The 24,148-nt window shown below is 67.2% G+C and carries 23 protein-coding genes and 2 pseudogenes; 11 read left to right on the plus strand and 14 right to left on the minus strand.

Features of this window, described 5'->3' with window-relative positions:
• The first annotated feature begins 62 nt into the window (after positions 1 to 62).
• The 6 genes from CSW59_RS00060 (at position 63) to CSW59_RS00085 (ending at position 7,509) form a co-directional block, all read left to right on the plus strand.
• Entirely contained in the window at positions 63 to 1,064 is a 1,002-nt protein-coding gene (locus CSW59_RS00060) for an ABC transporter substrate-binding protein (protein ID WP_099442121.1), read from the plus strand.
• Positions 1,061 to 1,825, plus strand: a complete 765-nt coding sequence (locus CSW59_RS00065; RefSeq protein ID WP_099442122.1) for an ABC transporter ATP-binding protein — start codon at positions 1,061 to 1,063, stop codon at positions 1,823 to 1,825. The genes CSW59_RS00060 and CSW59_RS00065 overlap by 4 nt, the downstream gene beginning before the upstream one ends.
• Positions 1,822 to 2,580 carry an ABC transporter permease gene (locus CSW59_RS00070; protein ID WP_099442123.1) on the plus strand — a complete coding sequence of 253 codons (759 nt, stop codon included), beginning with the start codon at positions 1,822 to 1,824 and terminating at the stop codon, positions 2,578 to 2,580. The genes CSW59_RS00065 and CSW59_RS00070 overlap by 4 nt, the downstream gene beginning before the upstream one ends.
• A 129-nt stretch (positions 2,581 to 2,709) precedes the next feature.
• Entirely contained in the window at positions 2,710 to 3,798 is a 1,089-nt protein-coding gene (locus tag CSW59_RS00075) for a DUF2336 domain-containing protein (RefSeq protein WP_099442124.1), read from the plus strand.
• 94 nt (positions 3,799 to 3,892) lie between these two features.
• On the plus strand, positions 3,893 to 6,796 hold the full coding sequence (locus CSW59_RS00080) for a pitrilysin family protein (protein ID WP_099442125.1): 2,904 nt from the start codon (positions 3,893 to 3,895) through the stop codon (positions 6,794 to 6,796).
• A 167-nt stretch (positions 6,797 to 6,963) separates the two neighbouring features.
• A complete protein-coding gene (locus CSW59_RS00085; protein ID WP_099442126.1) occupies positions 6,964 to 7,509 on the plus strand; it encodes a PAS domain-containing protein in 546 nt (181 codons plus the stop codon).
• Between the two features lie 59 nt (positions 7,510 to 7,568).
• On the opposite strand, the pseudogene CSW59_RS21045 reads toward CSW59_RS00085, so the two are convergent.
• The 4 genes and pseudogenes from CSW59_RS21045 to CSW59_RS00105 form a co-directional block, all read right to left on the minus strand.
• Positions 7,569 to 7,698 (minus strand): annotated as a pseudogene (locus CSW59_RS21045) (hypothetical protein); the annotation flags it as partial.
• A gap of 31 nt (positions 7,699 to 7,729) precedes the next feature.
• Positions 7,730 to 9,394 carry a choline dehydrogenase gene (locus tag CSW59_RS00095; RefSeq protein ID WP_099442127.1) on the minus strand — a complete coding sequence of 555 codons (1,665 nt, stop codon included), beginning with the start codon at positions 9,392 to 9,394 and terminating at the stop codon, positions 7,730 to 7,732.
• Between the two features lie 114 nt (positions 9,395 to 9,508).
• Entirely contained in the window at positions 9,509 to 10,342 is an 834-nt protein-coding gene (locus tag CSW59_RS00100) for a hypothetical protein (RefSeq protein ID WP_099442128.1), read from the minus strand.
• A 369-nt stretch (positions 10,343 to 10,711) separates the two neighbouring features.
• Positions 10,712 to 11,320: a helix-turn-helix domain-containing protein gene (locus tag CSW59_RS00105; protein WP_099442129.1), complete on the minus strand. Its 609-nt coding sequence runs from the start codon at positions 11,318 to 11,320 to the stop codon at positions 10,712 to 10,714.
• A gap of 88 nt (positions 11,321 to 11,408) precedes the next feature.
• On the opposite strand from CSW59_RS00105, the gene CSW59_RS00110 reads away from it, so the two are divergent.
• The gene (locus CSW59_RS00110) at positions 11,409 to 12,770 is read left to right on the plus strand and encodes a S41 family peptidase (protein ID WP_161494994.1); all 1,362 of its coding nucleotides are present in this window, start codon (positions 11,409 to 11,411) and stop codon (positions 12,768 to 12,770) included.
• A 107-nt stretch (positions 12,771 to 12,877) separates the two neighbouring features.
• On the opposite strand, the gene CSW59_RS00115 is transcribed toward CSW59_RS00110, so the two are convergent.
• Positions 12,878 to 13,411: a gamma carbonic anhydrase family protein gene (locus CSW59_RS00115; RefSeq protein WP_099442232.1), complete on the minus strand. Its 534-nt coding sequence runs from the start codon at positions 13,409 to 13,411 to the stop codon at positions 12,878 to 12,880.
• 319 nt (positions 13,412 to 13,730) lie between these two features.
• On the opposite strand from CSW59_RS00115, the gene CSW59_RS00120 reads away from it, so the two are divergent.
• Both CSW59_RS00120 and CSW59_RS00125 read left to right on the plus strand, forming a co-directional pair.
• Positions 13,731 to 14,522: a PhoH family protein gene (locus tag CSW59_RS00120; protein ID WP_099442131.1), complete on the plus strand. Its 792-nt coding sequence runs from the start codon at positions 13,731 to 13,733 to the stop codon at positions 14,520 to 14,522.
• Between the two features lie 84 nt (positions 14,523 to 14,606).
• Complete coding sequence (locus CSW59_RS00125; RefSeq protein WP_099442132.1) at positions 14,607 to 16,607, plus strand: OPT family oligopeptide transporter; 2,001 nt, start codon at positions 14,607 to 14,609, stop codon at positions 16,605 to 16,607.
• A 64-nt stretch (positions 16,608 to 16,671) separates the two neighbouring features.
• Here CSW59_RS00125 and CSW59_RS21670 read toward each other — a convergent pair.
• From CSW59_RS21670 to CSW59_RS00160, 8 genes and pseudogenes are all read right to left on the minus strand, one after another.
• Positions 16,672 to 16,813: pseudogene (locus tag CSW59_RS21670) on the minus strand (hypothetical protein).
• Positions 16,814 to 16,817: 4 nt separating this feature from the next.
• The gene (locus tag CSW59_RS00130; RefSeq protein ID WP_099442133.1) at positions 16,818 to 17,504 is read right to left on the minus strand and encodes a GNAT family N-acetyltransferase; all 687 of its coding nucleotides are present in this window, start codon (positions 17,502 to 17,504) and stop codon (positions 16,818 to 16,820) included.
• 85 nt (positions 17,505 to 17,589) lie between these two features.
• On the minus strand, positions 17,590 to 17,796 hold the full coding sequence (locus CSW59_RS00135; protein WP_013078225.1) for a DUF3126 family protein: 207 nt from the start codon (positions 17,794 to 17,796) through the stop codon (positions 17,590 to 17,592).
• A gap of 54 nt (positions 17,797 to 17,850) precedes the next feature.
• Positions 17,851 to 18,783 (minus strand): LysR substrate-binding domain-containing protein, encoded by a 933-nt coding sequence (locus tag CSW59_RS00140; RefSeq protein ID WP_099442134.1) that lies wholly within the window; start codon positions 18,781 to 18,783, stop codon positions 17,851 to 17,853.
• A gap of 564 nt (positions 18,784 to 19,347) precedes the next feature.
• A complete protein-coding gene (locus CSW59_RS00145; protein ID WP_099442135.1) occupies positions 19,348 to 20,139 on the minus strand; it encodes a glutaminyl-peptide cyclotransferase in 792 nt (263 codons plus the stop codon).
• A gap of 11 nt (positions 20,140 to 20,150) precedes the next feature.
• Complete coding sequence (gene cysE / locus CSW59_RS00150; RefSeq protein ID WP_099442136.1) at positions 20,151 to 20,990, minus strand: serine O-acetyltransferase; 840 nt, start codon at positions 20,988 to 20,990, stop codon at positions 20,151 to 20,153.
• Positions 20,991 to 21,099: 109 nt separating this feature from the next.
• The gene (locus tag CSW59_RS00155; RefSeq protein WP_099442137.1) at positions 21,100 to 21,900 is read right to left on the minus strand and encodes a hypothetical protein; all 801 of its coding nucleotides are present in this window, start codon (positions 21,898 to 21,900) and stop codon (positions 21,100 to 21,102) included.
• A gap of 88 nt (positions 21,901 to 21,988) precedes the next feature.
• Positions 21,989 to 22,645, minus strand: coding sequence for an NUDIX hydrolase (locus CSW59_RS00160; RefSeq protein WP_099442138.1), 657 nt, complete (start codon positions 22,643 to 22,645; stop codon positions 21,989 to 21,991).
• Positions 22,646 to 22,708: 63 nt separating this feature from the next.
• On the opposite strand from CSW59_RS00160, the gene CSW59_RS00165 reads away from it, so the two are divergent.
• A complete protein-coding gene (locus CSW59_RS00165; protein WP_099442139.1) occupies positions 22,709 to 23,326 on the plus strand; it encodes a nitroreductase in 618 nt (205 codons plus the stop codon).
• Between the two features lie 39 nt (positions 23,327 to 23,365).
• Entirely contained in the window at positions 23,366 to 23,656 is a 291-nt protein-coding gene (locus tag CSW59_RS00170) for a hypothetical protein (protein WP_099442140.1), read from the plus strand.
• 1 nt (position 23,657) lies between these two features.
• On the opposite strand, the gene queF is transcribed toward CSW59_RS00170, so the two are convergent.
• A complete protein-coding gene (gene queF / locus CSW59_RS00175) occupies positions 23,658 to 24,113 on the minus strand; it encodes a preQ(1) synthase (protein ID WP_099442141.1) in 456 nt (151 codons plus the stop codon).
• Positions 24,114 to 24,148 lie beyond the last annotated feature (35 nt).

Genomic DNA, 24,148 nt, shown 5'->3' on the forward strand with positions numbered 1-24,148 from the left:
CGTTCCAGCTTGGAAGTCTTCGGCCTCGCCCCTAACTTGACTGGGAACGAGGGAACCATTCGATGCGTCGTCGCGCCTTTGTCACCACGGGGATCATGCTGGGCCTCACCGCCCTGATCGCCGCTTGCTCCCCCACGCCAGACAAGGACGCCGCCTCGGCGGGCGTGACCAAGCTGAAACTGGCGACCGACTGGCGGGCCCAGGCCGAGCTGGGCGGCTACTACCAGGCTCTGGCGACCGGCGAATACAAGAAGCGCGGCCTGGACGTGACCCTGATCCAGGGCGGTCCGGCGGTGAACGTTCCCCAGTTGCTGGCCACCGGCGCGGTCGACGTTGGCGTCGGCTCCAACAGCTTCATCGTCATGAATCTGGCCAAGGAAGGCGCGCCGGTGAAGGCCGTGGCCGCCTTCATGCAGAAGGACCCGCAGGTCCTGATCGCCCACTCGGATCAGGGGATCAATTCCATCGCCGACATGAAGGGTCGCCCGATCCTGCTGTCCGACGCCTCGATCACCGCCTTTTGGGTCTGGCTGAAGGCCAAGTATCGCTTCACCGACGACCAGGCGCGCAAGTACAACTATTCCAGCGCCCCGTTCCTGGCCGACAAACGGGTGATCCAGCAAGGCTACGCCACCAGCGAGCCGTACCTGATCGAGAAGGAAGGCAAGATCAAGCCGGCGGTCTTCCTGCTGGCCGACAGCGGCTATCCCGCCTACGCCTCGATGGCCCTGGTCCCCGACAGCCTGATCGCCAAGAATCCGGCGGCCGTGCAGGCCTTCGTCGAGGCGACCGCGGCGGGCTGGCGATCCTACCTTTACGGCGATCCCAAGCCGGGCGACGCGGCGATCCTGAAGGACAATCCGGAAATGACCCAGGACGTCCTCGACCAGGCGCGCGAGAAGATGCGCAGCTACGGCATCGTCGGAAAGGACAGCGAGATCGGCCAGATGAGCGACGCCCGCTGGGCCGAGTTCTTCCAGGTCGCCTCGGAGCAAGGCGTCTATCCGAAGACCATGGACTACAAGAAGGCCTACACCCTTCAGTTCCTGCCCAAGGGCCAATGACCGACCCCAAACACAACAAGGGCGTCGCCAGCCTTTCCGGCGTCGAGGTCGACTACGCCCGGGGCCGCGCCCTGGGCCCCGTAGACCTCATGCTCGCATCCGGCGAGATCGTCGCCCTTGTCGGACCGTCCGGCTGCGGCAAGTCCACCGCCTTGCGCCTGCTGGCCGGTCTGGAGGCGCCGACGCGCGGGACGGTGACCCGCGCCGCTGGCAAGGGCGAGACCTCGGTCGTCTTCCAGTCTCCCACCTTGGCGCCATGGCTGTCGGCGCGGGACAACGTCGCCCTGCCTCTGGAGCTGGCCGATATCGCCAAGACGGAGGCCCTCGCGGCCGCCGATCAGGCGCTGCGCAAGGTCGGCCTTGGCCAAGCGCTCGCCGCGCGGCCCGCGCAATTGTCCGGCGGCATGGCGATGCGCGCTTCGCTGGCGCGCGCCCTGGTCACCCGCCCTCGCCTGCTGTTGCTGGACGAACCGTTCGCAGCCTTGGATGAGATCACCCGCCGCGCCTTGGCCGACGACGTTCTGGCGCTCGCCGCCGAACTGTCGCCCGCTGTGGTCTTCGTCACCCACAACGTCGAGGAAGCCGTCTACATGGCCCAGCGCGTCGTGGTGATGACGCCCGGCCCCGGCCACATCGCCGGCGAGATTGTCATCGACGGCCCGCTGGTGAGGCCGCCGGGTTTCCGCGCCACCGAGGCTTTCCGCGCCTCGGCCGAGGCTGTCTCGACCCTACTGGCCCGCGCCACGGAGGCGGCCGCATGAAGCGGTTTCTCGCCCCCCTGATCCTTGTCGCCGTCCTGCTTGGCGGATGGGAGATCGCCTGCCGCGCCCTGGCGGTTCCGCCCTACCTGCTGCCGGCGCCCAGCGCGATCGGCGCGGCGTTCGCGGAGTCCTGGCCGCTGCTTCTGAGCTCGGCCTGGGCGACGCTGTCCACGGCTCTGATCGCTCTCGTCATCGCCAGCTTGGTCGCCTGCGCCCTGGCCCTGGCCGTCAGCCTGAGCAGCCTTCTGGAGGACGCCGTCCGCCCGATCGCGGTCACCCTCCAGGTCACCCCACTGGTGGCGATCGCGCCGCTGGTGACGATCTGGGCCGGCATCGAACATCCGGGCCGCGCCGTGACGGGACTGGCCGCCGTTGTGGCCTTCTTCCCGATCTTCTCGGGCGCCCTTACCGGCCTTAAGGCCGTCGATCCGGATCTTTCCCGCCTATTCGATCTCTATGGCGCGACGCCGCTGCAGCGCCTGATCCGTCTGCGCCTGCCCTCGGCCGTGCCCGCCCTGCTGGAAGGGCACAAGGTGGCGGCGGGGCTGGCGGTGATCGGCGCCGTGGTGGCCGAGTTCGTGGCCGGCTCCGGCGGGGCCCAGGGCTTGGCCTGGCGCATCCTGGAAGCCTACAACCGCCTGCAGACCGCCAAGGTCTTCGCAGCCCTGGTCGCCCTGGCGATCCTGGGCGTCGGGCTGAACGCGGCGATGGAGCTTCTGGAGCGTCGGCTTCTGAACACTTGGCGCGGACGTTAGGCCAAGATTAAGCGGCTACCTTTACGAGAGTATCGACGTTCTTTCGGTTCGGATGTTCATGCGCGTCGCCGCTTTCCCCGCCGCTTTGGCCGATCGGAGATCCTCCGTCGAACGTGGCGAGGCGCTGTAATGGAATCCCGCCTCCACGACCTGATCACCCTGGCCAATGAGCCCTCTAGCGAGAAGCGGCGCGAGCTGCTGCGGGGCGTCACCGACATGTTCTTCGCCGGCGAGGGCCACAGCGCGCTGGAGATGGAGCTGTTCGACGACGTCCTCGGCCAGCTGGCCGGCGACATGGAAGAGGCGGTCAAGGCCGAGCTGGCCCAGCGGCTTAGCGAGGCGCCGACGGCGCCGCGCGGCCTTTCCCGCGCCCTGGCCTCCGAGACGATCGCGGTCGCCGCGCCGATCCTTCGCGGATCGGGCGCGCTGACGGACGAGGACCTTGTGCACGTCGCCCGCACTCAGGGCCAGGATCACCTGCGGGCGATCTCCCAGCGGCCCAGCGTCTCCAGCGTTGTCTCCGACGCCATCGTCGCGCGCGGCGACGACGACACTCTGGGCGTCCTGCTGCGCAACGAAGGCGCGGTGCTGTCGCGCGAGGCGCACGAGACCGTCGTCGACCGGGCCGTCGCCAACCCGGCTCTGCACGAGGCGGTGATCGACCGCCAGAGCCTGCCCGTCGATCTGCTGAACGAGATGTATTTCGTCGCTGAGGCGCGCCTGCGCAACCGCATCCTGGAGCGTAACGCCGACGTCGATCCGGCCACGCTGGAAGCCGCGCTCGCGGCAGGTCGCAAGCGGATCGCGGCCAAGGACGGCGCCCTGCCGCCCGACCATGCCGAGGCCGAGCGGGAGTTTCGCGCCCTCCGCGAGAAGGGGCCGATCTCGCCGCAGATCCTGGCCAGCATGCTGCGCGCCAAGCGCACGACTCTGTTCCTGGTCGCTCTGGCCGATCTGGCCGATGTCGACTTCCACACCGCCCGCAAGATTCTGGAGCGGCGCGAACTGGACGCCCTGTCGGTGATCTGCAAGGCGGCCGACTTCGACCGCTCTCTGTTCCTCACGTTCGCCCTGCTGATCCTCGACCCATCGGACGAGGTGATGGGCAAGGCCAAGGCCTATGGCGAGCTCTACGCCGCCCTGCCGCGCGAGGCGGCCCTTCGCACCATCCGCTTCTGGCGCCTGCGCCGGCAGACCGGGGACGTCGCCGCCGCCTGAGCCATTAAGGCCAAAACCCGCCCTCGTCGCGCCTTGCGCCCGCCATGTGCGACAGCCAAGGTGCGGCTTCCTTATCGCCTGACCTGGATTCTCGATGATCAGCGCTTCGCGCTTGGCGCTTGTCGCCGCCGCCGGTTTCTCCCTCACCGCCTGCTCACACGTTCCCACGCCGTCCCTGCCGTCGCTGAAGCGCGAGGCCTCCGCCGAGGTTCCTGCGCTGGCCGGTCCGCGCAAGAGCGACCTGAAGCCCGGCCAGTGGGCGCAGACCCTGTCCGACATCGCCCCCGATCCGGCCTGGCGCTTCGGCGTGCTGCCGAGCGGCATGCGCTATGCGATCCGCAAGAACGCCACGCCGCCCGCCCAGGCCAGCTTGCGGCTATGGTTCGACGCCGGCTCGCTGATGGAGGCCGACGACCAGCAGGGGTTGGCCCATTTCCTTGAACATATGGCCTTCAATGGGTCGAAGAACGTGCCCGAAGGCGAGATGATCAAGATTCTGGAGCGCCACGGACTGGCCTTCGGGGCCGACACCAACGCCCAGACCAGCTTCGACGAGACCATCTACCAGCTGGACCTGCCCAAGACGGACGACGACACGGTCGACACCTCTCTGATGCTGCTGCGCGAAGCGGCGGGCGAGCTAACGATCGCTCAGGACGCCGTGGACCGCGAACGCGGCGTGGTGCTGTCCGAAGAACGCGCCCGCGACACGCCAAACTACCGTGTCGCCATCAAGAGCCTGTCGGCCCAGATGGACGGCCAGCTGCCGCCCAAGCGCATCCCTATCGGCAAGACCGAGGTCCTGAAAACCGCCACGGCCCAGCGCATCCGCGACTTCTACGAGGCCTATTACCGTCCCGAACGGGCGGTGCTGGTGGCCGTCGGCGACTTCGACGTCGACGCCATGGAGGCCAAGATCAAAGCCAAGTTTGGCGACTGGGCCGGCAAGGGCCAGCCTGGCAAGGACCCGGACGTCGGTCCCGTCGCCAAGCGCGGCCCGACCGCAAAGCTGATCGTCGAGGCCGGCGCGCCGTGGAGCGTCCAAATGACCTGGACCCGCAAGCCCGACGACCTGGTCGAGACCAAGGCGGTGGACGCGCGCGACATGCTCGAGAACCTGGCCTTCGCTGTGCTGAACCGGCGCCTCCAGGCCGTGGGTCGCTCGGCCGAGCCGCCGTTCATCGCCGGCGGCGCCTTCAAGGGCGACCAGTACGGCGCGGTGCGCGTGACCACCTTGGGCGCGACCGCCCAGCCGGGTCAGTGGCAGGCGGCGATGAAGGCGCTCGACGCCGAGCAGCGCCGGGCTATGCAGTACGGCGTGCGCCAGGACGAGCTGGACCGTGAGATCGCCAGCCTGCGCGCCGGCCTCGCCGCCGCCGCCGCGGGCGAAGCTACCCAACGTACGCCGGCGCTCGCCAACCAGTTGGTCGACACCCTGGGCGACGCCGAGGTCATCACCTCGCCCAGCCAGAACCTCGCCGCCTTCGACGCCATGACCAAGGGTCTGACGGCCGAGCGCGTCAACGCGGTGCTGAAGTCGTCGTTCGCCGGCTCGGGCCCGCTGCTGGTCATCGCCGCGCCGACCAACATAGAGGGCGGCGAACCGACCATCCTGAAGACCTACGAAGAGTTGAAGGACCAGCCCGTGACGCCGCCGGCCGCGCCAGGCGTGACCATCTGGCCTTATTCCAGCTTTGGCCCCAGCGGCAAGGTGGTCGAGCAGAAGGAGGTCAGCGACCTCGACGCCGTCTTCGTGCGCTTCGGAAATGGCGTGCGCCTGACCGTCAAGCCGACCAAGTTCCGCGACAGCCAGGTGCTGGTGAAGGTCCGCGCCGGCAACGGCCTGCTGGACCTGCCTTCCGACAAGCAGAGCCCGCTTTGGTCCGGCTCGGCCTTCGTCGAGGGCGGCCTCAAGCAGATCTCGGCCCAGGACATGGAGCGGGTGCTGACCGGCAAAATCTGGAACGCCCAGCTGGGCGTCGAGGATGACGCCTTCACCCTGAACGGTCGCACGCGCCCCGAGGATCTTTCGACCGAACTGCAGGTCCTGGCCGCCTTCGCGACCGAGCCGGGCTGGCGTCCGGAGGCGTTCAATCGCGTCAAGACCAGCTACGGCACGCTGCACGACCAGCTGCAAAGCACCACCGGCGGCGTTCTGGGCCGCGACCTGGGCGGGCTGATGCATGGCGGCGACCAGCGCTGGACCTTCCCTTCGCGCGAACAGATCGCCAGCGCGTCGCTCGACGACCTGAAGACGGTGGTCGCCAACCCGCTGACCAAGGACGACATCGAGGTGGTGATCGTCGGCGACACCACGGTCGACAAGGCCATCGACGCCGTCGCCGACACCTTCGGCGCCCTGCCGCCCCGCGTCGAGTTGCCGGCCTCGGAGGCCGCCCGCCAGGCGCCCTTCCCCGCGCCTTCCGCCACGCCGGTGGTGCGCACGCACAAGGGCCGCGCCGATCAGGCAGCCCTGTTCATGGCTTGGCGCACGGATGACCTGTTCTCGAACCTGCAGCGCTCGCGCGATGTTTCGGTCCTTGGCCAGGTCCTTCAACTGCGCCTGACCGACGAGCTGCGCGAAAAGCAGGGCGCGACCTATTCGCCCAACGCCTCCGCGACCGCCAGCGTGGTGTTCAAGAACTGGGGCTATCTGGCGGTCAGCCTGGAGGTTCCGCCCGAAAAGCTGGACGGCGTGGTCGCCTCGATCCGCAAGATCGCCGCCGACCTTCGCGACAAGCCGGTGTCGCAGGACGAGCTCGAACGCGCCAAGAAGCCCCGCATCGACCAGATCGAGAAGGCGCGCGTGACCAATGAATACTGGGTTGGCGCGCTCTCGGGCGCGCAGACCGATCCGCGCCTGCTGGACGCCACCCGCTCGGTGCTGGCGGGCCTGGCGCGTGTGACGCCGGCGGATGTCCAGAAGGCGGCCAAGACCTATCTCGCCGACGACAAATCCTGGCTGCTGCTGGTCAAGCCCGAAGCGGCGGCGAAGTAGAGAACGCGACCCAGGGCCCCGTCTTCGGCGGGGCCCTTTTTCTATGGCCAGACCCGTTAGGCGCGCCGTTTTGCGTCAGAATGGGACACTCCGGCCCTTGGCCCGGTTCCTCCAGCAAGCTTCATGCGGCCGAAACCCGCCGCGCAGGAGCCCGCCGGGGAACACCCATGTTCCATCCCAGCACGGAACGACTGATCGACTATTGGCGCGATCGCCGGGGCGATGCGGCCCTGCCGCGCCGCACCGACATCAATCCGGGGGATTTCCTGGAGCTGCTGCCGCAGGTCTTCGTTCTGGGCCGCGACGGGGGACGTCTGCCATTTCGCCTGGCCGGCAGCTTCATCAGCGACCTGCACGCCCGCGACCTGCGCGGCCAAGACGCTCTCTCGCTCTGGGCGCTGGCCCATCGGCTGGAGCTGAAGAGCGCCCTCGACGTCGCCCGCAAGCGCCGCACGCCCCTGGTCGCCGTCGCCGACATCCGCGCGCTGGGCGTGCCCTCAGTGGGCATGGAGGTGCTGTTCGCCCCCCTGCGCGGCGCCAGCGGCGAGACCGACCGGTTCTTGGGCCTGTACCAGCCGATCGGCCTCACGGCCCGCCTGATGGGCCGCCCCGCCTACGAACTGGGCCTGCGCGAGATCCGGCCGCTGGGCGAGGACAATCGCGACATGCCCCGCCTGCGCCTGGCGACCCTGGACGGCCGCCGCATCGCTTAGGGCTTAGGGGCTGAAATCAGGCCTGCCGTTTGCTCCTCCACACACACTCAAACAACCGCCATTCCCGCCCTTGTGGCGGGAACCCCTGGCTCAGCTGATACGTGAGACGCAAGCGGACTGCTTGGCAGTCCGCCCCACCCGAACCTGCGGCGGACAGAGAGCTTCCCGCCACAAGGGCGGGAATGACGGTTAGATTGGGTTGGCTGACTGAAGGCGCCCTCTAAGCCGCCACCGCCTGCTCGTCGCCGTAGACCGGCACGTCCAGCGCCGCCAGAGTCGCCTTGCCTCGGATCAGGTCCGACACCCGCTCGGCGATCATGATCGTGGGGGCGTTGGTGTTGCCGCCGATCAGGTTGGGCATCACCGAGGCGTCGATCACCCGCAGGCCAGACAGTCCCTGCACCCGCAGCTGGTCATCGACCACCGCCAGCGGATCGCCCGCCACGCCCATCCGGCAGGTGCCGACGGGATGGTAGATCGTCTCGGCCTTGGCCCGGATCCAGGCGTCGAGATCAGCGTCGGTGCGCACGTCGGCGCCCGGGGCGTATTCCGCGTTGCGATAGGGATCGAAAGCCGCCTGGGCGACCGTCTCGCGGGCGATGCGGACGCCTTCGCGGATGGCGCGGCGGTCTTCGTCGGTCGAGAGGTAGTTGGCCAGGATCGTCGGATCGTCGAACGGATCGGCCGAACGCAGGCCGACCTTTCCGCGACTCTCCGGGCGCAGCTGACAAACGTGCAGGGTGAAGCCGTCCTTCTCGACCACGACCTTGCCGTGGTCCTGCATGATCGCCAGCACCCCATGGATCTGCAGGTCGGGCCGGTCGAGATCGGGACGTGACTTCAAGAACGCGCCGCTCTCCAGGAACTGCTGGCGGCCCAGCCCCTTGCCAAACAGCATGTAGTTGAGGCCCACGCCCAGCTTGTTCAGCCCCTTGTTAGCCGAATAGGCGGTCTTGAGGTTCTTGGCGGTCCACGAGACGCAGACGTCGAGGTGATCTTGCAAGTTGGCGCCGACGCCCCTGGACTCGTGGACGACGCTGATCCCCTGGGCCTTGAGGTCCTCCGGCGCACCCACGCCCGATAGCTGCAGGATTTGCGGCGACTGCACCGCGCCGGCGCTCAGCAGCACCTCGGCGTCGGCATAGGCGGTTCGGCGTTCGCCGCCCTTGCCAACGACGTACTCGACCCCAACCGCGCGGCGCTTTTCGATGATGATCCGCGTGGTGCGGGCCTCGGTGACGCAGGTCAGGTTCGGACGCGAGAGGGCTTGGCTGAGATAGGCCATGGCCGCGCTCCAGCGCTTGCCATCGCGGATCGTCAGATCGTAGGGCCCAAAGCCCTCCTGCTGGAAGCCGTTGAAGTCCTTGGTGGTCTTGTGGCCCGCCTGGCGGCCCGCCTCGACCAGGGTAGTGTAGAACGGGCTGTCGGACTCGCCCTTCGACACGTGCAACGGCCCCTTGTCGCCGTGATAGGCGTCGCCGCCAGCGTGGTGGGTCTCCGAGCGTTTGAAGTACGGCAGGACCTCGGCATAGGACCAGCCGGTCAGGCCCATCTGCCGCCACTGGTCATAGTCGCGCGCGTGGCCGCGGATATAGATCATGCCGTTGATCGCCGAGGAGCCGCCTAGACCCTTGCCGCGCGGCCACCAGAGCTTGCGGTTGTCCAGATGCGGCTCGGCCTGGGTCCAGAAGCCCCAGTTCTGCTCGCCCTTGTCCTTGATCAGCTGGCCCACGCCGGCCGGCATCTTGACCAGGATCGAGGTGTTCTTGCCGCCGGCCTCCAGCAGCAGGACCTTGATGTTGGGGTCTTCCGTCAGGCGCGCGGCGAGCACGCAGCCGGCCGATCCGGCGCCGATGACGACGTAATCATAGCGTTCGCTGGCCATGGCCTGGACGCCCTCCCCTCGAAGGTTATCGTTGTTAAGGCGAGAGTGATCCGGCTTTGCCCGCGGCGCAAGGGCGACGTCGGCGCGGGCTTCCAGGAACGACGTGTTCGCCGGCTACTGCGGCTTGGCGAGTGTGAATTCTCGGAGAACCTTGCCGCTCGAAGTGTCCACATAGGCCACCCGGGTGATGTTCGCACCGATGTAGCAGCTCTCATTCCTGAATTCGCGCGGCGCCCTTATCTTTGGTTCGTACACCGTCGCCTTGCAAAGCGCTGTCGCCGTCATGCCCTTAATGGGGGCGATCGTCCCTTCGACGACTATCCGAATCGCCTGCGTCAGGCGGCGGGCCTCTTCGCCACTTACGGTAAGGAAGAGCGGAAAGTCATCAGGCGGCAGACGAGACCCTCGTTCGAGTTTAATTTTCTTGAGGATCGGCGAGTCCTCGAACGTCGGCGCCGAGGTGATCGCGAGGGCCGACAGACGCCAGATCTCAACGCTAACGAGGGTCGAGGCTCCGTAGCTATTCTGTGCCATGTAAGACGTTCCCGGCGTCATAACGCCGGAAAAAAGAATGGAACCTACAGCGTCGTTATCCCCGAGATAAGCTTTCTCGATCGACAACGAGTATTCGAGGGAGCCGTTCTCGTACATCCAGTAGCCCGCGCTGGACGCTTGGCCGGTCGATTCCCCGCTACGCGGCGTCAACGTTACGCTAAACGGCTCTCCTACGCCGGTCGTCACTTGTGCGGCGAACTCGTCCTTGGCGAAGCCAGAGACCTTGCGGGCATCCAGGATGGCCCGTTCCAGCGGCGTCGGCGGCGCGACGGGCTTCGGCGCGGGCTTGGCGGCCATCGCAGGCTTGGTCTGCGGCAGCTTCGGTGGAGCAGGCTTCTTAGTCTGCGCGAACGCGTTTCCGGAAAGCGCAGCGAAAATCGCGACCAGCGCCATTGTTCTCTTCATGTGTCCCCCCTGAGGCCCGCTTGGAGCACCACCTTAAGGACATTCTCGCCATGTCAGCAATCAGCGATTACCCCTGAGAGAAGCTCGGAAAACGCGAGTCTCGCATTTTAACTCTACTGAGGACGTGATATATACAAGCTATGGATGAACGAAGCGCAGTATCGCGCCTCGTCCTACCTTGCGGAAGACGCCTCCAGCAGGGTGGGCTCTTCCCGCGTTGGCCCTTCCCACGCGGGAAGCGGGAGCGCCGCCTTGCGATCCCCCAAGCAGCAGGCGGCGCTCCCTACGGCGTTTTATTCTGGCTGCGAAGACGAGGACGGATCGACATTCGGCCTTGTGAATGGCTCCAAACCTCAGTCATGCCCCGGCCGTTCCTGCCTTCAGCCGGCGTTTGGAGCGAGGCTGGAGGGGCGCCAAGGCGAAGGCGAAGCTGATGAGCCGCTCGCGTCCGACCGCTTTAGGCTGACTGGTCAGCGCGCTGAGCCGCTCCAGAAGACCAGAGACCTCCCGTAGCTCCTCCTTGCTCAGCCAGCCCTTGTTGCGGGAAGCCCAGAGCTCGCGCCCAGGTCCCTCGGTCACGACTTCTGCAGACGTTAGGGCGGCCTCGAAGTCCTGGGCGGCGATCTGGAGGAGCGCGCGGGCGAACGCGCCCAGTTCGCGTCCATTTCCCTGTGGACCGAGGTCATAAGCCAGACGCAATGGGCCGTCCCCGTCGCCAGCCAAGCGATAGCGGCGCTCATCTTCGCCCACGACGGTGACCTCCTCGACCAGCCCACCGTCGATCAGGGCGCGCAAATGGTAGTAGAGCCCGTCAGCCGGACGGCCCAGATGCGCCGCCATGGCCGCCACGCTCGCCTCGCCACCAAGGGCAGGCAGCGTGTCCACGATTTCCTGTCGTAGGGCGGAGCTCAGAAGCCGGATCTGCGCCGGGTCGCGAACAGCGCGCTGAACGAACGGTTCAACCATGTCATGGACTCTTGTTGAAATTTATAGGTACTATTTCAACAGATCGACGCGCCGGCAAGCCTATCGCCGTCGGAATCGGGAGCAGGTCTTGGAAGCACATCTCTTCAAGTGGCTGGGCCTCGCCATGATGGCCGCCACTCTGGCCGGCGGCGTGGCCAGGGCGGCGGAGACTCCGATCTCCGTCGCCGGCCTCCGCTCGGATCTGCGGCTGGCGGTCGATACGATCGAGCGGAACCATCCAGATCTCTCCCATTCAGTAAGTCAGGCGCAGCTGGAGCGCGCGACGCGGCGGATCGACCGCCAGCTAGACCATCCGCTGACCCAGGCGCAGGCCTGGTCCGCGCTGGCGCAGCTCAATCCAGTGCTCGCGGACGGCCACCTGTTCATCGGATTGCCCGATTGGCGGAAGGAGAGCGCCCAGGCGGCGGCTGAGGGCAAGACCTTCTTCCCCTTCGAGGTCAGTCTGGACGCACAAGGGGCTCTACGGATCGTCTCCGCCCTGGGCGGTGCGCCGACGCCGTTCGCCGGCCAACGCATTCGGCAGATCAACGGGCAGGACGCGGGCCTGGTAGTGAGGGCGTTGTTGGCGCGCGTGCATGGCGACACGCCCAGATCCAGGTCCGCTCTGCTGGCTAAGCGCTGGTGGCTCTTCTACGCCAAGGTCTACGGATCGCCGGTCGCGTTCCACATAGACCTGGCCAACGCAGGCCGCCAGGTCATAGCGGGCAGCGGCGAGACGCCGGCCATCCTGCGGGAGGAGGCGAGCTTCGAGAGCACGTACCAATGCGACGTGAGGAAGCAAGGAGCGGTTCTGACGGTCGCAGCGTTTTCATGGCCGGACAAAGCGCGGTTCTTTGACTTCACTAACGACTGCTTTGCGAGGATAGCCGCCGCAGGCGCGACCCGATTGGTCATCGACATCCGCCAGAACGGCGGCGGCGACGACGACATGTGGCGCGATGGTTTGCTCCGCTACATCGCTGACCGGCCCTACAAGCATGGCTCAGGATATATAAAGAGGGTGCTTCAACCGCGAGCGCCGGGCGAAGTCGCCGGCGCGATCGTCTCCGGCGAGATCGAGACCGCAACCGAGCCGCCTACCGATGAGCCGCTAAGGTTCAAGGGACAGGTTTATGTGCTGGTGGGCCCTCTGACCTATTCGTCCGCCGTGCTCTTTAGCAATGTCGTCCAGGACTACGGTTTCGCCAAGGTCGCGGGAGTGGGGGGCGCGGTTCGCACACGCCAGTCTGGCGGCGTTCAGACCCTACGCCTGCCAAACACTGGCCTTCTGCTCTTCTATCCGCGGTTCGTGCTCGACCGCCCCTCAGGCGCTGCCAAGCCCGTATATATCGAGCCAGATCTGTCCGTTCCGGACGATCCGCTGAACAAACACGCTGCGGTGGAAGCCTTGCTGGGACTGAAGAGCCCGCCGACCGACACAAGCCAGTAGCTCAGACTGACTTGCACCTAGGCGCGACCACGGTGGACGTTTGCCGGGGTAGCCTCGCCATAGGGCGCGACCGACGGGCCAAAGGCCGGCGATCGAATCTCGATCGCCTAGGCCTCAACCCGCTTCAGATCCCGGGCGTAGCGCTTCCAGTTCTCGACATAGTGCAGGGCCGAGGCCTGCAGGATCATGGCGTGCTGCTCGCCGATCTCGCGCACGACCTTGCCCGGCGCGCCGACCACCATCGAGTTGTCGGGGATTTCCTTGCCCTCGGTGATCAGGGCCCCGGCGCCGATCAGGCAGTTCTTCCCGATCTTGGCGCCGTTCAACACGATTGCCCCAATACCGATCAGCGAGCCGTCGCCGATCGTGCAGCCGTGCAGCATCACCATGTGGCCAATGGTCACATTCGCGCCGATGGTCAGGGGCGAGCCAAGATCAGTGTGAAGCACCGAACCGTCTTGAACATTGCTGCTCTCCCCGATCGTGATCGGATCGTTGTCCCCGCGCGCCACCGCGCCCCACCATAGACTTGCATTCTTCTTGAGAATGACATTCCCCATCACGCTAGCCGTCGGCGCGATCCAATATTCACCCTTCGGTGGCAGCGTCGGATTTAGCTCGCCAAGGGAATATACATTCATCCGCATGCCTCGTTTCTTGCCGGCGATTTCGAAATTAACGATCCGGAAACCCTATCGTCGCCATTGTAGTCTGGCGATTCAGGGCGGAACATTCCCTCAGCGGGAATCATTCTCCTGATCGTGACAGGCCTGGGCGGCGACGCCCTTGCCCGCCCGCTGACGAAGACGAGGTGTCGCACTTGGCGTTTCGGCGTACAGCACCGCACCCCCTCCCTGGGGAAAGCTCCTCCGAGCCGCCCGGCCGCGCATGCGGCTTCGTTCAAATCCAGCTCACCGCCAAGGACGACGCCTTACGGCCTCGTCCTTTTTTCATGCCCGAATGGAGGCTTTGATGACCAAGCGAGCCCTGAAGCGGACTGCGCGCGAAGGCGCGTACGAGACCGGTCAATATGACGACGCCAAGGTGCGCCGTCTGCCTGTCGATCACCGCGGTGGCTGGTCGCCTCTGCCCGATGAGGGAGGCGCGAGAGGGGATAGTCGGGACCAGAGCTATCTGAAGACCATAAAACCGAAGTCGCCCGGCCAGGCCGAGCTGATGGAGGCCATCGACGAGAAGAACCTCGTCATGGCCCTGGGTCCGGCAGGCACCGGCAAGACCTACATCGCCATCTCCAAGGCCGTGGAGGCGCTGGAGGCCGGCCGCGTCAGCCGCATCGTGCTCTCGCGCCCCGCCGTCGAGGCCGGCGAGTCGATCGGCTACCTGCCCGGCGACATGGAGGACAAGCTGGCCCCGTATCTGCGCCCGCTCTACGACGCCCTAACCGATCGCCTGTCGGTCAAGCGCATGCGGGCCTTGATGGCCGAGGGCGCCATTGAGATCGCCCCGGTCGGGTTCATGCGCGGCCGCACCCTGAACAACGCCTTCGTGGTGATCGACGAGGCCCAGAACTGCACCTACATGCAGCTGAAGATGCTGCTGACGCGCCTGGGCTGGCACTCGACCATGGTGGTCACCGGCGACCCGAACCAGTCGGACCTCTTGCCAGGCATCTCTGGCCTGGCGGACGTGGCTGACAGGTTCGAGGCGGTGTCCAACATCGCCGTCGTCCGCCTGGCCGACCGCGACATCGTCCGCCACCCGCTGGTCGCGGAGATGCTGGGCGTTCTGTAATTTCGTAACAGCGGTTTGAACTGAACGCTTGAGTTTTGGGCGGTCGGACGTGCAAGGTCCGGCCGCCTTTATCGTTCTTTGGACATGTTCATGGCCGACTCGACCGCGCCGCGCACGGAAATGACCTTCCGAGGCATACTCCTCGGCATTCTTATCACCCTCGTCTTCACCGCCGCCCAGGTCTATCTGGGCCTCAAGGTCGGCCTGACCTTCGCCACCTCGATCCCCGCCGCCGTCATCTCGATGGCCCTGCTGCGGGCGTTCAAGACCTCGACCATCCAGGAAAACAATATCGTCCAGACGATCGCCTCGGCGGCCGGGACGCTATCGTCGGTGATCTTCGTCCTGCCGGGCCTGTTGATGATCGGCTGGTGGGCCAACGTGCCGTTCCTGCCCACCTTCGGCGCCTGCGCGGTCGGCGGCATCCTGGGCGTGATGTACACCATCCCCCTGCGCCGGGCCCTGGTGACCAACTCCAACCTCCCCTACCCCGAAGGCGTCGCCGCCGCCGAGGTGCTGAAGGTCGGCACCGGCTCGCGCGAAGGCGCTGCCGAGGGCAAGGCGGGCCTGGTCGCCGTCAGCCTGGGATCGCTCGCCTCAGCCCTGTTTGGGGCCCTGGGCGCGGCCAAGCTGTTCGCAGCTGAAGTCGCTGGCTACTTCAAGTTCAAGCTCGGCGCCGCCTCCGGCGCGACCGGCATCGGCGCCTCCAGTTCGCTGGCGTTGATGGGCGCGGGCCATTTGATGGGCATCACGGTCGGCATCGCCATGTTCGCCGGCCTGTTCATCGCCTGGGCGATCCTTGTGCCGATCCTGACCGTCGCCACGCCGATGCCGGACGCCGACGCCGCCACCCACGCCCTGACCGTCTGGAAGACCCAGGTCCGCTTCCTGGGCGCTGGCGTCATCGGCGCGGCCGCCATCTGGACCCTGGCCAAGCTGGTGGGCCCGATCACGGCGGGCCTGAAGTCCGCCTTCGCCGCCGCCAAGCAGCGCAAGTCCGGCGGCGCGGCCCTGCCCCGCGTCGAGCAGGACATCCCGATCGGCATCGTCGGCCTTGTGGCGCTGATCCTGCTGGCGCCCGCCGGCTGGTTCCTGGCCCACTTCCTGGTCGGCGGCCCGATCGTCAGCCTGACCGTGCCTCTGGTCGCCATCGGCATCGGTTATCTGGTGTTCGCCGGTATGCTGGCCGCCGCCGTCTGCGGCTACATGGCCGGCCTGATCGGCTCGTCCAACAGCCCGGTCTCGGGCATCGCGATCCTCAGCGTGCTGGGCGCCTCGCTGATGGTCGGCATGGTCGGCCGGGGCGTCATCGGCCCCGACGTGACCAAGGCCCTGATCGCCTTCGCCCTCTATGTCACCACCTGCGTCCTGGCCGTGGCCGTGGTCGCCAACGACAACCTGCAGGACCTTAAGACCGGCCAGCTGGTCGACGCCACCCCGTGGAAGCAGCAGGTGGCGCTGATCATCGGCGTGCTCTCGGGCTCGGTGGTCATCCCGTTCGTGCTGGAGCTCTTGAACCGCTCGAACGGCTTCGCCGGCGCGCCGAACCTGCACGCGATCTCGGACGAGCCTCTGGCCGCCCCGCAGGCGACCCTGATCTCGACCCTGGCCAAGGGCGTGCTGGGCGGCAACCTCGACTGGGGCCTGCTGGGCGTCGGCGCCCTGATCGGCCTCGCCCTCGTCGCGGTGGACGCCATCCTGCGCAAGACCAGCAAGGACCGCTACAGCCTGCCGCCTCTTGGCGTAGGCCTGGCGATCTACCTACCCAGCGCGGTCACGGCCCCGGTCGTGGTCGGCGCCGTCGCTGGCTGGCTGTTCGAGAAGATCGTCGCCAAGGACCGCGCGGCTGAGCCGTCCCGCCGCCTGGGCGTGCTGATCGCCTCGGGCTTCATCGTCGGCGAGAGCCTGTTCAATGTCGCCCTAGCCTTGATGATCGTCTCCACCGGCAAGGGCGATCCCCTGGCCGTCCCGTTCGCCCCGCCCGAGCAGGTCGGCATGATCCTGTCGCTGATCGCCGCCGCCGTCGTGGTCTTCGGCCTCTACCGCTGGGCCCGTCAGGCCGGCGCGAAGGCGTTGGAGGCGTAGGGCTTCTACACCGGCCTAAAAAGAACCCCGGAAGGTCCGCCTTCCGGGGTTTTCTTTGGGCGATTTAGCGCCCCCTCCGTCTCGTCGCTTCGCGCCGATCCACCTCCCCCGCAAGCGGGGCAGGAGGGGAGCCGCATCCTCCTCACCCGTAAAACGGGGGAGGTGGCGCGATGCGGATACGCATCGTGACGGAGGGGGCGCTGCAGCCGCCTACCCCGCCGGCCGCAACACCGAGAACGCTAGTTCCCGCCGGCCGCGATAGCCCAGCGACTCGTAGAGCCCGATCGCCGTGATGTTGTCGGCGTAGCTGTGCAAGAACGCCTTTTCGCCACGCGCCAGGATCTTGGCCGTCACCTCGCGCAGCAGGCGAGCGGCGTAGCCCTTGCCGCGATGGTCGGGATGGACGCAGACTCCGCTGGCCTCGGTATAGCCGTCAGGTCGCATCCGCTCGCCGGCCATGGCGACCAGCCGCCCCTCGACACGGACACCGATGAACGCGCCCATCTGGTGGGTGCGAGCGAAGAACGGGCCGGGCTTGGTCAGGGTGGCCAGGGCCAGCATCTGGGCCGCGTCGGCGTCGCCCAGCGCCAGCATGTCAAAGGGAGCGTCCCAGGCCGGCGCGACGGTCTCGGCGACCATCTGCAGGCAGACGGCATTGGAGACGACCTCGGTTCCAGGAACGGGCGGCGGCGCTTCGGGCTCGACCAGACCGACCGCCCCCATCTCGCGCACTAGGCCGCCGAGCGCGGCCAGGCTCTCGGGATCATTATCCGTCATGGCGGCGAAGAGCCCATAGTCGGGCTGCATCCGGATCGCGCGGCCGTGTCGGACGGCGAGCTCCGCCTGGCGTCCGTTCAGCGTGGCCCACACGGGGCGATCAAGGATGTGCGCGGTCATGTCCCCATTGAACAGGGACGGCGGACGGGGATCAACGCGAGAGCGCGCCCCGTCCGGTCAAGGTCGGTCGAACGGACCGAAAAGATTAGTCCAGGTCTTCGGCCAGGATGGCCATCTCGAACATGAACGAGCCGTCCTCGTCCTCGTCCTGGAAGATGACGCCGATGAACTCGCCGGCGACTTCGACCTCGGCCGAGTCCTTTTGCTTGGGGCGCGGCTTCAGCTGGATGTGCGGGTTCCCGAAGGTCCGCTTCAGGTGCTTTTCGATCTTGGCGATGGTGTTGGCGTCCACGGGGGATCCTTGTTCTTGGCTAGAAGCGCCCGGGGCGCGTCTCTCGGGGCGAAACTAGCGTCCGGCGCGCGACTGGCAAGCGGCTTCCGGTGGAACAGGTGTGGACGCCCCCTCGGCGACGAGCCAATCGCGGAACAGGGCGGCCTCGGGGGTGCACCCTTCCGGCGGCGTCACGGCCACGATCCGGGCACTTCCAAACGCGAAGCCTAGCGGCGCAACCAGGCGCCCGCTGGCGAGGTCGCGCTGCGCAAAGGCCCACGGCGCCACCGCGACGCCCAACCCCGCGGCGGCGGCTTCCAGCATATAGAAGAAGTGGTCGAACTCCTGCTCCCGGACAGCCGGAGGCAGGGCCTCCGCGCCCGTGTCGCGTATCCAGTCGCTCCAGCTCTGGGGATAGGTCCGGGTCAGAAGGCGCGGCATGGCGCAGAGTCGCTCCATGGTCATCGGGCCGGACGCCGCCAGCTCCGGTGACACCACGGGCCCATGGAAATGATCCATGAACGGCGTGGTGATGGAGTCGTAGGTCACCGGGTCGCCCAGCCACCGCATCCGGATCGCCAAGTCGATCTGGTCCTCGCGGAAATCGAACGGACCGTTGGACTCCGCCACCCGCACCGGGATGTCCGGATGCGCGGCCTGGAAGCGCGGCAGGCGCGGGATCAGCCACTTCATGGCGAAGGTGGGCAGGCAGGAGACCACCAAAGGCTTTGGGCCGGCCTCGACCGGACGCGGCGTCGCCGCCTCGATCTGATCGAAGGCCGGCGACAGAGCCTGGGCCAGCTTCAGCCCAGCCTCGGTCATGCGCAGGCGCGTGCGCGGCCCCTCGGTCAGGGCGACGCCGAGGTGCTCTTCGAGCTGCCGGATCTGACGGCTGACCGCGCCGTGGGTCACGCAGAGCTCGTCGGCCGCCAGCGTCATGCGGCCATGCCGCCCGAACGCCTCGAAGGCGCGCAGAGCATTCAGCGGCGGCAGGTTGCGGCGAGCCATGTGAAGAAACCTCACAGAAGGCTGACGGATAAGTCGTTATCCGGCGACGCGCAATCGGGAGATAAGGCCGACATGCCGCCTTCAGCGCCCCGCCGTATCACCCCGCTTCAGATTCTGGCGCTGCTTGCGATCTGGGCGGCCGCGATCCATGGACTTCTGAGGCCCTGGCCCGGACCCGATACAAGTTCGATCACCGCCAAGGCGCCGCCGAACGTCGCCTGCGCGAAACCACTTCGGGAAAGCTAGACCCCAGACAAGGTTGAGCCCCGGCGGCGATCCGCGACCGGGGCTCAGGTCCGCCCACTAGGTCGGGGGGGCGTAGAGGGGCGGACACAGGGTAAACGCCATCCCCTGAGCACGGTTCCGCGCTGGCGAGACAAATCCGCCTTCCTGGGCCTTGTGCCCCGGACCCATCGTTCCGAACCGCCGAGCTGGACCAGTCTTCTCGGCCGCGAAGCCTCGCTTGGCCTTTTTGACACGCAGCCAGCCGTCAGCATGGGTCCTGGGCACAAGGCCCAGGAAGGCGAGCCACTAATTTCGAGTGATGGCTTGAAGAGCGATCCTCTAGCGCGTCGGAGACGCCGGTTTGATCTCGAAGAGCTTTGGCCACAGCTTGCCGGTGACGAACAGGCGGTCGGTCGCCGCGTCATAGGCGATGCCGTTCAGCACGTCGTCCCGCTGGCCGGTGGCGCCGGCTTCCTTCAAGAGGCCCGCGAGCTCGATCCAGCCCAGCACCTTGCCGGTCTTGACGTCGATGCGGGCGATGCGGGTCGTCTGCCAGACATTGGCCAGAAGCTCGCCCTTCACCCATTCCAGCTCATTGAGGTTCCGCACCGGGACGCCGTCGTCGGTGACCTCGATCCGGCCGGTTTCCTTCAGGGTGTCGGGATCCAGGAACCGGATGAACGCGGTGCCGTCGCTCATCATGATCCGCTTGTCGTCGCGGGTCAGGGCCCAGCCCTCGCCCGGATAGCTGAACTCGCCGAGCTTCTCGAAGCTGTCGATGTCGTAGATGAAACCGGTCTCGTTGGTCCAGGTCAGCTCGTAGAGCCTGTTCTTCCAGTCGACGATGCCCTCGCCGAAATAGCGACTGTCGATCAGGCGCTCCTGCTCGACCGAGCCGGTCTCGAGGTTCCACTTGCGGATGAAGGAGCGACCGCGCAGGCCCGTGCTCTCGAAGATGAAGCCGTCGCGGTAGAACAGCCCCTGGGTGAAAGCAGTGGCGTCATGCGGATAGGCGCGGACGACTTGATAGCCGCCCACCGGCGCGGGCGCGGCCTGGACGGCGATCGCGAAGCCAAGCGCCAGCGCGGCGCACAGCAGGGAACCGCCGAGGTGAAAACGCTCGGAAACCAAGGACCAGGCTCTCAGATGACGTAGTCGCCGGCGGCGTAGACCGTCTCGGCCAGGGTGTGATCCATGGTCTTGGCGGGCTCTTCGCAAGTCGGGCAGTTGACCAGGCGCGCGGGTACGCCGGCGGCGGTGCAGTGGGCCGGCACCGGGCGCAGCACGACCGAGCCCGAGGCGACCTTGGCGTAGTCGCCGACCGTGATGTTGCCCAGCACCTTGGCCCCGGCGCCCAGTAGGACGCCCTTGCCGATCTTGGGGTGGCGGTCGCCGCGCTCGGCGCCGGTGCCGCCCAGGGTCACGCCATGCAGCATCGAGACGTCGTCGCCGACCACCGCCGTCTCGCCGATGACGATGCCAGTGCCGTGGTCAATGAACACGCCCTTGCCGATCTTGGCGGCCGGATTGACGTCGACCTGGAAGACCTCGCTGGAGCGGCTTTGCAGGTAAAAGGCCAGGGTCTCGCGGCCTTCGTTCCACAGCCAGTGCGAGACGCGGTGGGTCTGCAGCGCCAGGAAGCCCTTGAAGAACAGGAACGGCTGGACATAGCCCTTGCAGGCCGGATCGCGCTCGAACACCGCCTTCAGGTCGGCCTCAGCCGCTTCGACGATCGACGGATCGCTCTTGAAGGCGTCGGCGGCGAATTCGCGCGCCGTCATCGCCCGCATCTCCTGGTCGCCCAGCTTGCGCGCCAGCTGGAAGGTCAGGGCGTCGGCCAGGTTGTCGTGGCTCAGGATCACCGCGTTGAGCAGCGAGGCCAGGGCCGGCTCGGCCTTGGCGGCGTGTTCGGCCTGGTTACGCAGGGCGACCCAGACGGGGGTTTCCGTCTCGGGGGTCACCACTTCCAAGTGCTTGGCCATCGGGCTCTCCCTTCCCAGCAGGCTGGGCGTGTGGCGCATCTATATACGAAATGCTCCACAAATCCCGAACGGATGTTCAAGACTTCCGGCCGGACGCGCACTGCTCAGATCAGGGCAAAAGCGCCGGCGTCAAGGTCTCGATGAAGAAAGACACGATGTCGCCGGTCCGTTCCAGCGGGTTCAGACCCGCCTCGCCGCCCGCGAGCATGGCCGAAAGCGTGCTGCTGGACTGGGCTTCGGGCCCGGCCGGAACGACGTCCGAGATCACCCCGCACTGGATGGCCCGCATGGCTCGCCCGGACGAATTGATCCGCGCCGCCGCGTAGAGGTGAGCGCAGTCCAAATTGACGATGTCGCAGCCCTCCAGCCGATAGGCCTCCAGCATCGGGTCGTATTCGCGATAGATCGCATCGCCCGTGGCGACGCGGACGGGCTTCAACGACGTTGGGCCGGGCCACAGCTCGAGCGCGGCGTCGACCAGCGCCTGGTCCGCCCGCAGGATGCGGGCCCCGGTGTAGTGCGGGGTCGTGCCGTCCGCCGCCAGGGTGTCCTCGGCGAGGTAGAAATCGCCCATGCCCAGGTCGCCGGTCCCGAGGCCTCCAGCCAGACCGTAGGCCAGTACCAGCTCGATCCCGTAATAGGCCAGCTCCTCGGCCGTGGAGCTCGACACCGGGCCACCGTAGACGTGGGCCAGCGACAGGAACTTCCGACCGCCATGGCTGAGCAGTCGTACGCTGTCGGGCGACACGTGGATGAAATGCTGCCCCTCCACCCGTTCGGGCTGGTAGCGCGCGAGCGCCGACGGCGGCGGGCAGTAGCCGACCAGAGCGACCTTCACGTCGCCGAAGACGTCGGGCGGAAACCGGCGACCGACCAGGCTTTGCGGGGTGAGATGGGGCGATTGAGTCATGACGATCCTGGCGATTCCGCGGGTGGGCAAGCCGGTTCTGGACCGGAACGCGACCGCGCGACACGATCAGGATCAATTCGCGGACGCGCTAGAGCATGAGGGCCGCCAAGGCCGCCGGCAGCTCGCCTCGCGCCGCCATCAGATGGGTCCGCAGCAGCAGCGCCACGGTGATCGAGTCGGGCATGTGGCCGGCGATTGCCGCGTCCAGCGCCTCGCTGAACGGAACGCGGACCACGGCCAGGTCCTCGGTCTCGTCCGGGGCGGTCTCGGTCGGCGACAAGTCCATGGCGAGAAAGCCGTAGGCGATTTCGTCGGTCACGGAGTTGGAGAGCTCCATCCGCAGGATCGGCCGCCAGTCGCGGGCCGTAAGCCCCACTTCCTCGGCCAGTTCGCGCTTGGCCCCGTCCAGAGGGTCCTCGCCATGCGGCGCGCCGCCTTCGGGCAGCTCCCAGCTATAGTTGGCCAGAGAGAACCGGTTCTGACCGACCAGGGTCACGGTTCCGTCCGCGTGCAGCGGCACGATCCCGATCGCCTGGTTCTTGAAACCGACCTTGCCGTACAGCGCCGGTCGGCCCGTAGGCGCGATCGCCTGGTATTCGGTGACCGTGATCCAGGGGTTGTCGTAGACGACCTGGCTGGAGGCCACGCCCCAGGGCTTTCCGTGCGGCTTCAGCCAGGCGGGCTTGTCGGACATGATCACTCCAAACACAAAGGCCGCCCCTTTTTCTGGGGCGCGCGGTTCCATCGGGGCCACGCAAGGCCTAACTGAACGGCCTTACAACGCCGCAACGCCCATGAGGAGGCCGTCATGGCCGGTTCTGTTCCCCCTGCTCCCGAATTTGGCGAAACCCTGCCGATCGAGGCCTCGCCCGAGACGGTCGCCTTCCTGGCCCGTCGCCGCTCGGCCAGCGCCATGACCCTGACGGCGCCGGGACCAGACAAGGCTCAACTGGCCGACCTCCTGCGTCTGGCGGTTCGCGTGCCCGACCACGGCAAGCTGGCGCCCTGGCGGTTCATCGTGCTGGAGGGCGAGGCCAAGGCGGTGTTCGCCGAGCGCATCACCGCCCTCGCCCCCAGCCAGGCCAATCCGCCCAAGGCGACAGCCGCTCTCCGCAAGCTGACCAATCCGCCGGTCTGCGTCGCGGTGATCTCGCGCCACCTGCCCGGCGAAATCCCTGAATGGGAGCAGCGCCAGAGCGCCGCCGCCGTCTGCCATCAAATGCTGCTGGCCGCCTCGGCCCTGGGCTGGGGCGCCAACTGGATCACCGACTGGTACAGCTATGACCCGCGCGCGCTGGAAATCCTGGGCGTCGGCCCGGACGAGAAGGTCGCGGGCTATCTCTATATCGGCGCGGCGAACGAGCAGCCGCAGGAGCGGCAGCGTCCCGACGCTACGGCGCTGACCAGCTATTGGAGCCCGAACTAGCGCCCAGGCGTTGATGGGGCCAGCACGGAGAACGATTGGATGACGCGACGCAAGGACCCTTGGACCCGCCTGGCCTTCGACAGCTGGGCGCTGGGACTGGAGGCGTCGACCGTGATCGGTCTGCGCATGATGAAGCTGGCTGCGGGCGGCGCGGCGGCCCAGGCCGAAGCCCAGCTGATGGTCAGTGAGAAGCTCGCCGCCGGCCTGGCGCTTCAGACCCTGGCCGCGACCGGTAAGCTCGGCGCGAGTGGGCCGGCCATCGCCTCGGGCTCCCTCGCCCACCTGCGCCGCAAGGTCCGAGCGAACCGGCGCAGGCTCTCGAAGCTCTAGATCAGCCTCGCCCGCGATAGGGCGCGACGCCCTGCTCGGGGACCCACAGGCCTTCCGGCGCCGGTCCCGTTTGCCAGAACACGTCGATCGGGATGCCGCCGCGCGGGTACCAGTAGCCGCCGATGCGAAGCCAGCGCGGCTGGGCGATCTCGACGATCTTGCGCGCCACCTTGACCGTGCAGTCCTCGTGGAACGAGCCGTGGTTGCGGAAGCTGGTCAGATAGAGCTTCAGCGACTTGCTCTCGATCAGCCAGTCGCCCGGCGCGTAGTCGATGACGAGATGCGCGAAGTCGGGCTGGCCGGTGACGGGGCACAGCGAGGTGAACTCCGGCGCGACGAAGCGGGCCAGATACAGCACGTCGCTCTGCGGATTGGGCACGCGCTCAAGGACGGCGGCCTCGGGGCTGTCGGGCGCGTCGACGACGCGGCCCAGCTGGGTGACGTTCAGATCGGTCATCGCCGCGATTTAGGCCTCCCCCCCTCTCAAGACAA

Origin of the sequence: Caulobacter sp. BP25 (genome assembly GCF_002737755.1) — a bacterium.
GTDB lineage: Bacteria > Pseudomonadota > Alphaproteobacteria > Caulobacterales > Caulobacteraceae > Caulobacter.

Bases quoted from the DNA above. Each gene is read 5' to 3' on its own strand.
- CSW59_RS00060 (WP_099442121.1), top strand. From the start codon at position 63: ATGCGTCGTCGCGCCTTTGTCACCACGGGGATCATGCTGGGCCTCACC.
- CSW59_RS00065 (WP_099442122.1), top strand. From the start codon at position 1,061: ATGACCGACCCCAAACACAACAAGGGCGTCGCCAGCCTTTCCGGCGTC.
- CSW59_RS00070 (WP_099442123.1), top strand. From the start codon at position 1,822: ATGAAGCGGTTTCTCGCCCCCCTGATCCTTGTCGCCGTCCTGCTTGGC.
- CSW59_RS00075 (WP_099442124.1), top strand. From the start codon at position 2,710: ATGGAATCCCGCCTCCACGACCTGATCACCCTGGCCAATGAGCCCTCT.
- CSW59_RS00080 (WP_099442125.1), top strand. From the start codon at position 3,893: ATGATCAGCGCTTCGCGCTTGGCGCTTGTCGCCGCCGCCGGTTTCTCC.
- CSW59_RS00085 (WP_099442126.1), top strand. From the start codon at position 6,964: ATGTTCCATCCCAGCACGGAACGACTGATCGACTATTGGCGCGATCGC.
- CSW59_RS00095 (WP_099442127.1), bottom strand. From the start codon at position 9,394: ATGGCCAGCGAACGCTATGATTACGTCGTCATCGGCGCCGGATCGGCC.
- CSW59_RS00100 (WP_099442128.1), bottom strand. From the start codon at position 10,342: ATGGCGCTGGTCGCGATTTTCGCTGCGCTTTCCGGAAACGCGTTCGCG.
- CSW59_RS00105 (WP_099442129.1), bottom strand. From the start codon at position 11,320: ATGGTTGAACCGTTCGTTCAGCGCGCTGTTCGCGACCCGGCGCAGATC.
- CSW59_RS00115 (WP_099442232.1), bottom strand. From the start codon at position 13,411: ATGAATGTATATTCCCTTGGCGAGCTAAATCCGACGCTGCCACCGAAG.
- CSW59_RS00120 (WP_099442131.1), top strand. From the start codon at position 13,731: ATGGAGGCTTTGATGACCAAGCGAGCCCTGAAGCGGACTGCGCGCGAA.
- CSW59_RS00125 (WP_099442132.1), top strand. From the start codon at position 14,607: ATGTTCATGGCCGACTCGACCGCGCCGCGCACGGAAATGACCTTCCGA.
- CSW59_RS00130 (WP_099442133.1), bottom strand. From the start codon at position 17,504: ATGACCGCGCACATCCTTGATCGCCCCGTGTGGGCCACGCTGAACGGA.
- CSW59_RS00140 (WP_099442134.1), bottom strand. From the start codon at position 18,783: ATGGCTCGCCGCAACCTGCCGCCGCTGAATGCTCTGCGCGCCTTCGAG.
- cysE (WP_099442136.1), bottom strand. From the start codon at position 20,990: ATGGCCAAGCACTTGGAAGTGGTGACCCCCGAGACGGAAACCCCCGTC.
- CSW59_RS00155 (WP_099442137.1), bottom strand. From the start codon at position 21,900: ATGACTCAATCGCCCCATCTCACCCCGCAAAGCCTGGTCGGTCGCCGG.
- CSW59_RS00160 (WP_099442138.1), bottom strand. From the start codon at position 22,645: ATGGAACCGCGCGCCCCAGAAAAAGGGGCGGCCTTTGTGTTTGGAGTG.
- CSW59_RS00165 (WP_099442139.1), top strand. From the start codon at position 22,709: ATGGCCGGTTCTGTTCCCCCTGCTCCCGAATTTGGCGAAACCCTGCCG.
- CSW59_RS00170 (WP_099442140.1), top strand. From the start codon at position 23,366: ATGACGCGACGCAAGGACCCTTGGACCCGCCTGGCCTTCGACAGCTGG.
- queF (WP_099442141.1), bottom strand. From the start codon at position 24,113: ATGACCGATCTGAACGTCACCCAGCTGGGCCGCGTCGTCGACGCGCCC.